Consider the following 6,383-nt stretch of genomic DNA (forward strand, 5'->3'; position numbering starts at 1 on the left):
GCTACGGCGCTTCCTGTAACTCCACTTCCCGCAGGGTTTGGGCACGGATGCGGCGCTTTTGGGTGTCGATCTACCCGGACAATGCACCGAAGAGGATTAGGCCACCCCTATTCAGTTCAAAAAGTAGCCATGCACGAACAATATCAGCCCCGTGAAATAGAAAATGCCGCCCAAGCCTTCTGGGACGAGCAGAAGTCCTTTGAAGTCAGTGAACAGCCAGGCAAGGAGACCTTCTACTGCCTGTCGATGTTCCCTTACCCCAGCGGCAAGCTACACATGGGGCATGTGCGTAACTACACCATCGGCGACGTGATCTCCCGTTACCAGCGCATGCAAGGCAAAAACGTCCTGCAACCCATGGGTTGGGACGCCTTTGGCATGCCGGCGGAAAACGCCGCGATGAAAAACAATGTAGCGCCCGCCAAGTGGACCTACGAAAACATCGCCTATATGAAGACCCAGCTGCGCAGCCTGGGCCTGGCCGTGGACTGGTCCCGTGAAGTGACCACCTGCAAGCCGGACTACTACCGCTGGGAGCAATGGCTGTTCACGCGCCTGTTCGAAAAAGGTGTGATCTACAAAAAGAGCGGCACCGTGAACTGGGACCCGGTCGACCAGACCGTACTGGCCAACGAGCAGGTGATCGACGGTCGCGGCTGGCGTTCCGGCGCGCTGATCGAAAAGCGCGAAATCCCGATGTACTACTTCAAGATCACCGCCTACGCCGATGAGCTGTTGTCGAGCCTGGATGATCTGCCGGGCTGGCCGGAACAGGTCAAGACCATGCAGCGCAACTGGATCGGCAAATCCAAGGGCATGGAAGTGCAGTTCCCGTACAACGTCGACTCCATCGGCGAAGCGGGCACCCTCAAAGTGTTCACCACCCGTCCCGACACCCTCATGGGCGCGACCTACGTCGCCGTGGCCGCCGAACACCAGCTGGCCACCCAGGCCGCGCAGAATAACCCTGAGCTGCAGGCATTCATCGCCGAATGCAAAGGCGGTAGCGTGGCCGAAGCCGACGTCGCCACCCAAGAGAAGAAAGGCCTGCCGACCGGATTGTTCGTCGAGCACCCGCTGACCGGCGAGAAGTTGCCAGTATGGGTCGCCAACTACGTGCTGATGCACTACGGCGATGGCGCGGTAATGGCCGTGCCGGCGCACGATGAGCGCGATTTCGAATTTGCGACCCAGTACAACCTGCCGATCAAAACCGTAGTGCGCACCAGCTCGGGCGACAGCAACCCGGCACCATGGCAAGACGCGTATGGCGAGCACGGCACCCTGATCAACTCCGGCGAGTTCGACGGCCTGGACTTCGCCGGTGCCTTCGACGCCATCGAAGTGGCGCTGATCAAGAAAAACCTCGGCGCCTCGCGCACCCAGTTCCGCCTGCGCGACTGGGGCATCAGCCGTCAGCGCTACTGGGGCTGCCCGATCCCGATCATCCACTGCGCCAGCTGCGGCGACGTGCCGGTGCCCGAAGATCAACTGCCCGTGGTGCTGCCGGAAGACGTGGTGCCGGACGGCGCCGGTTCGCCCCTGGCGCGCATGCCCGAGTTCTATGAGTGCAGCTGCCCGAAATGCGGCCAGCCGGCCAAGCGTGAAACCGACACCATGGACACCTTCGTCGAGTCCTCGTGGTACTACGCGCGCTACGCCTCGCCTCACTACGAAGGCGGCCTGGTAGAAAAAACCGCAGCCGACCATTGGTTGCCGGTCGACCAGTACATCGGCGGTATCGAACACGCCATTCTTCACCTGCTGTACGCGCGCTTCTTCCACAAGCTGATGCGCGACGAAGGCCTGGTCACCTCCAACGAGCCGTTCAAGAACCTGCTGACACAAGGCATGGTAATCGCCGAGACCTACTATCGCCGCGAAGCCAATGGCGCCTACACCTGGTTCAACCCGGCGGATGTAGAGCTGGAACGCGACAGCAAAGCCAAGGTCATCAGCGCCAAACTGATCGCCGACGGCCTGCCGGTGGAAATCGGCGGCACCGAGAAGATGGCCAAGTCGAAGAACAACGGCGTCGACCCGCAATCGATGATCGACCAGTTCGGCGCCGACACCTGCCGTCTGTTCATGATGTTCGCCTCGCCGCCCGACATGAGCGCCGAGTGGTCCGACTCTGGCGTGGAAGGTTCGCATCGCTTCCTCAAGCGCGTCTGGCGTCTGGCCCATGCCCATGTCAGCCAGGGTCTGCCGGCCAAGCTGGACGTGGCCGCGCTGAACGACGAGCAGAAAGCCATTCGCCGCAGCATCCACCTGGCCATCAAGCAAGCCAGCCAGGACGTGGGCCAGAACCACAAGTTCAACACCGCCATCGCCCAGGTGATGACCCTGATGAACGTGCTGGAAAAAGCCCCGCAGGCTACCGAGCAGGATCGCGCGCTGGTACAGGAAGGCCTGGAAACGGTCACCCTGCTGCTGGCCCCGATCACGCCGCACATCAGTCACGAACTGTGGAGCCGCCTGGGCCACAGCGACGCGGTCATCGATGCGCGCTGGCCGGTACAGGATGACAGCGCCCTGGTGCAGGACACGTTGCAACTGGTCATCCAAGTCAACGGCAAACTGCGTGGTCAGATCGACATGCCAGCCAGCGCCAGCCGCGAAGAAGTCGAAGCGGCCGCGCGCAGCAACGAGAATGTGCTGCGCTTTACCGAAGGCCTGACGATCCGCAAAGTGATCGTTGTGCCAGGCAAACTGGTCAATATCGTCGCCAGCTAATCGGATCGGGCGCAGGGCTTGAGCCCTGCGCCGAACTAAACCTTCAGGGCCGCGATAAGGCCCGCCTGGTTTCAAGGGGAGCAACAAAATGATCAAACGCAACTTGCTGGTTATGGGCCTTGCCGTGCTGCTGAGCGCTTGCGGCTTCCAGCTGCGCGGCACGGGCACCAATGACCTGTCCATCAAAGAATTGGACGTCAGCGCCCGTAACGCTTATGGCGAAACCGTGACGCAACTGCGTCAGGTCTTGGAAAACAGCGGCGTGCATGTCTACACCGGCGCGCCCTACAAGCTGGTACTGGTGGACGAGAAAGAAACCCAACGTAACCTGAGCTACGCCAGCGCAGGCCGTGCGTCGGACATCGAACTGAGCACCGTGCTCAGCTTTGAAGTGCAGGGCCGTGACCACCTGCCGTTGATGGATGACAAGATTCAGATCCAGAAGGTAGTGAGCCACGACGGCAACAACCTGGTGGGTTCGGATTCGGAAGTCGTTCAAGTGCGCAAGGAAATGCGTCGCGACCTGGTTCAACGCATGATGTTGCGCCTGCAACTGCTCACACCTGAACAGCTGGAAGTGCTGCAACGCACCGCTGACGACAAGGCCAAGGCAGAAGCCGACGCGCTTAAAGCGGCACAAGAGTACGAAGACAACACGCCGAAACAATCGCCTGTCGAAGTACCGGTACCAGTTGAGTAAGCCAGACGGGGCGCCCCTGGCGCCCCGTTCGCCCTGCCTATGAAACTCGCTCCCGCCCAACTCGCCAAACACCTGCAAGGTGGCCTCGCGCCTGTCTACATTGTCAGCGGTGACGACCCGCTACTGTGCCAGGAAGCCGCCGACGCCATTCGCACGGCTGCCCGCCAGCAAGGTTTCGATGAACGCCAGGTCTTCAGCGCGGATGCCAGCTTCGACTGGGGCACCTTGCTGCAAGCCGGTGCGAGCATGTCGCTGTTCGCCGAAAAACGCCTGCTGGAACTGCGCCTGCCTTCAGGCAAGCCCGGCGACAAAGGTGCCTCTGCCCTGATGGAATACTGCGCACGCCCCGCCGAGGATACGGTGTTGCTGATCAGCCTGCCCAAACTCGACGGCAGTGCGCAGAAAACCAAATGGGGCAAGGCGTTGGTGGAAGGCGCGCAGACCCAGTTCATCCAGATCTGGCCGGTGGACAGTAACCAATTGCCGCAATGGATTCGTCAGCGCCTGTCCCAATCGGGCCTGGCGGCGACTCAAGACGCGGTCGAGCTGATCGCGGCCCGGGTTGAAGGTAACTTGCTTGCCGCCGCCCAGGAAATCGAGAAGCTCAAGCTGATGGCCGAAGACGGGCAGATCACTGTCGAAACCGTGCAAAGCGCCGTGGCCGATAGCGCGCGCTTTGATGTGTTCGGGCTGGTGGATGCGATTCTCAACGGCGAACCTGCCCATGCCCTTCGCATGCTCGAAGGGCTGCGCGGCGAAGGGGTGGAGCCGCCGGTGATTCTTTGGGCCCTGGCCCGTGAGTTGCGGGTACTGGCCAATATTTCCCTGCAATACAGCCAAGGTACGCCGCTGGACAAATGTTTCAGCCAGGCACGACCACCGGTATGGGACAAACGCAAACCCCTGATGAGCAAAGCCCTGCAACGGCACTCGGCGCAACGTTGGGCGCAGCTTCTGCTCGAAGCACAGCGCATCGATGCGCAAATCAAGGGACAAGCGGCCGGTTCGCCATGGATGAGCCTGAGTCGCTTGGCGCTGCTGATGTCCGGGCAACGCCTGACACTCCCCGCCGAATAGCCCTCCCATCTGTTGACCGCGTTAACATTTCAAAAACCTTGTCGGGCTTTACAGCGGCCAAACTTCGGCAGATGATTTGCGCCGTTGTAACCACCTACCGAGAGTCCCGACCATGAGCAAAAAGCCATCCAAGCATGGCCCCAATAAGGCCAAATCCATCATCGCCCAGCCACTGTTCCGCAGCCGTCAGGAACGCGCCGGCAAGGGCAAAGGCAGCTACCGCCGCGAAGCCTTCCAGTCTAATAGCTGGGAGGCTTCTTACTTTCTGGCTGCCTGAAGGCAAGCGCCCCTCTGGCATGATAAGGTCTGCACCTGATTTGTAATCCCTGGACCTGTGCATGCCCTCTAGCCTTTCCCGTCGTTGGCACCTGCGCCAATTGATCGCTGCCTCCAGCCTCATTCTGCTCGTCGCCTGCGCGGAAAAACCTACCGCCGCCGACGCCCAGCCCTTGCAGACGCTTCAGCCCGCCCCTGTGGTAGCGCCCGCCGTTGTGGCTCCGCTGGCCGTGGACAACCTGGATATCCAACCGACCCAGACCTTCGCCGAATGGCAGGCTGGCTTCCGTGCAGAGGCGCTAAAGGCCGGTATCACCCCCGCTGTTTTCGATACTGCCTTTGCCAACGTCACGCCTGATATGGCGGTGATTCGCGCCGACCGCAGCCAGCCGGAATTTTCTCGCCCGGTGTGGGAATATCTCGACGGTGCCCTGTCGCCGGTGCGCGTGCGCAATGGCCAGGCGCTGCTGATCAAGTACGCCGATATTCTGCAACGCATCGAGCAACGCTACGGTGTCGACCGTCAGGCGCTGGTCTCGGTGTGGGGCATGGAGAGCAACTTCGGCCAGTTCCAGGGTAACAACTCGGTGATCCGCTCCCTGGCGACCCTGGCTTACGAAGGCCGCCGACCGGCGTTTGCCCAGGCACAATTGCTGGCGGCCCTGCAGATCATCCAGCATGGCGATATCGCAGCCGACCAGATGAAAGGCTCCTGGGCCGGGGCCATGGGCCAGACCCAGTTCATTCCCACCACCTACAACACCCACGCCGTGGACTTCGACGGCGACGGCCGCCGCGATATCTGGAACAGCCCGGCCGACGCCCTCGCCTCCACCGCGCACTACTTGCAAAGCTCCGGATGGCAGAAAGGGCAGCCGTGGGGCTTTGAGGTCAAACAACTGCCAAGCAACTTCGATTACGCCCTGGCCGACGGCGGCACGCGCAAGACCGTTGGCGAATGGCTGAAACTGGGCCTCCAGTTGCCGCCGGGCGCCAGCATGCCGCCCAATGTCGACCAACTGTCCGCCGCCCTGCTGCTACCTGCGGGCTACCGTGGGCCGGCGTTCCTGGTGCTGGACAACTTCCGCGCCATACTCAAGTACAACAACTCGTCGTCTTATGCACTGGCGGTTGGCCTGCTGTCCGAACGGTTCGGCGGTGGCGGTGTGATTCGTGGCGATTGGCCCAAGGATGAACTGCCCCTGAGCCGTTCACAGCGCATTGAGCTGCAAACGGTACTCAGCGCTAAAGGCTACGACGCGGGCAACCCGGACGGCATCATCGGCGCCAATACCCGCAAGGCCATTCGCGCGGCGCAACAGGCACTGGGCTGGCCGGCGGATGGGTATCCGACGGTGAAGTTGCTGGAGTCGCTGCAAAACCACTAGATCGGCTGATGGCGGCTAATGCTATCGGGGGCAAGCCCCCTCCCACAGTTGACCGAGTTGTCATGTCGATCACTGATCAATGTGAGAGGGAGCTTGCCCCCTCCCACAGCTGACCAAGTTGTCATGTCGATCACTGATCAATGTGAGAGGGGCTTGCCCCCTCCCACAGCTGACCAAGTTGTCATGTCGATCACTGATCAATGTGA

At 61.3% G+C, this 6,383-nt stretch carries 5 protein-coding genes; all 5 read left to right on the forward strand.

The window, feature by feature from the left end; all coding sequences use genetic code 11:
• The first annotated feature begins 129 nt into the window (after positions 1-129).
• The 5 genes from leuS to QRN41_RS26085 all read left to right on the forward strand — a co-directional run bounded on the left by leuS (position 130) and on the right by QRN41_RS26085 (position 6,177).
• Positions 130-2,736, forward strand: a complete 2,607-nt coding sequence (gene leuS, locus QRN41_RS26065; RefSeq protein ID WP_285422301.1) for a leucine--tRNA ligase — start codon at positions 130-132, stop codon at positions 2,734-2,736.
• An 88-nt stretch (positions 2,737-2,824) separates the two neighbouring features.
• Positions 2,825-3,436: an LPS-assembly lipoprotein LptE gene (locus QRN41_RS26070; protein WP_094065983.1), complete on the forward strand. Its 612-nt coding sequence runs from the start codon at positions 2,825-2,827 to the stop codon at positions 3,434-3,436.
• 39 nt (positions 3,437-3,475) lie between these two features.
• Positions 3,476-4,513, forward strand: coding sequence for a DNA polymerase III subunit delta (holA, locus tag QRN41_RS26075; protein ID WP_034139418.1), 1,038 nt, complete (start codon positions 3,476-3,478; stop codon positions 4,511-4,513).
• Between the two features lie 112 nt (positions 4,514-4,625).
• Entirely contained in the window at positions 4,626-4,790 is a 165-nt protein-coding gene (arfA, locus tag QRN41_RS26080) for an alternative ribosome rescue factor ArfA (RefSeq protein WP_003176285.1), read from the forward strand.
• A 61-nt stretch (positions 4,791-4,851) separates the two neighbouring features.
• Positions 4,852-6,177 carry a lytic murein transglycosylase gene (locus QRN41_RS26085; protein WP_167418189.1) on the forward strand — a complete coding sequence of 442 codons (1,326 nt, stop codon included), beginning with the start codon at positions 4,852-4,854 and terminating at the stop codon, positions 6,175-6,177.
• Positions 6,178-6,383: the final 206 nt, after the last annotated feature.

The organism is Pseudomonas sp. efr-133-TYG-23, assembly GCF_030209215.1.
GTDB classification, from domain to species: Bacteria; Pseudomonadota; Gammaproteobacteria; order Pseudomonadales; family Pseudomonadaceae; genus Aquipseudomonas; species Aquipseudomonas rhodesiae.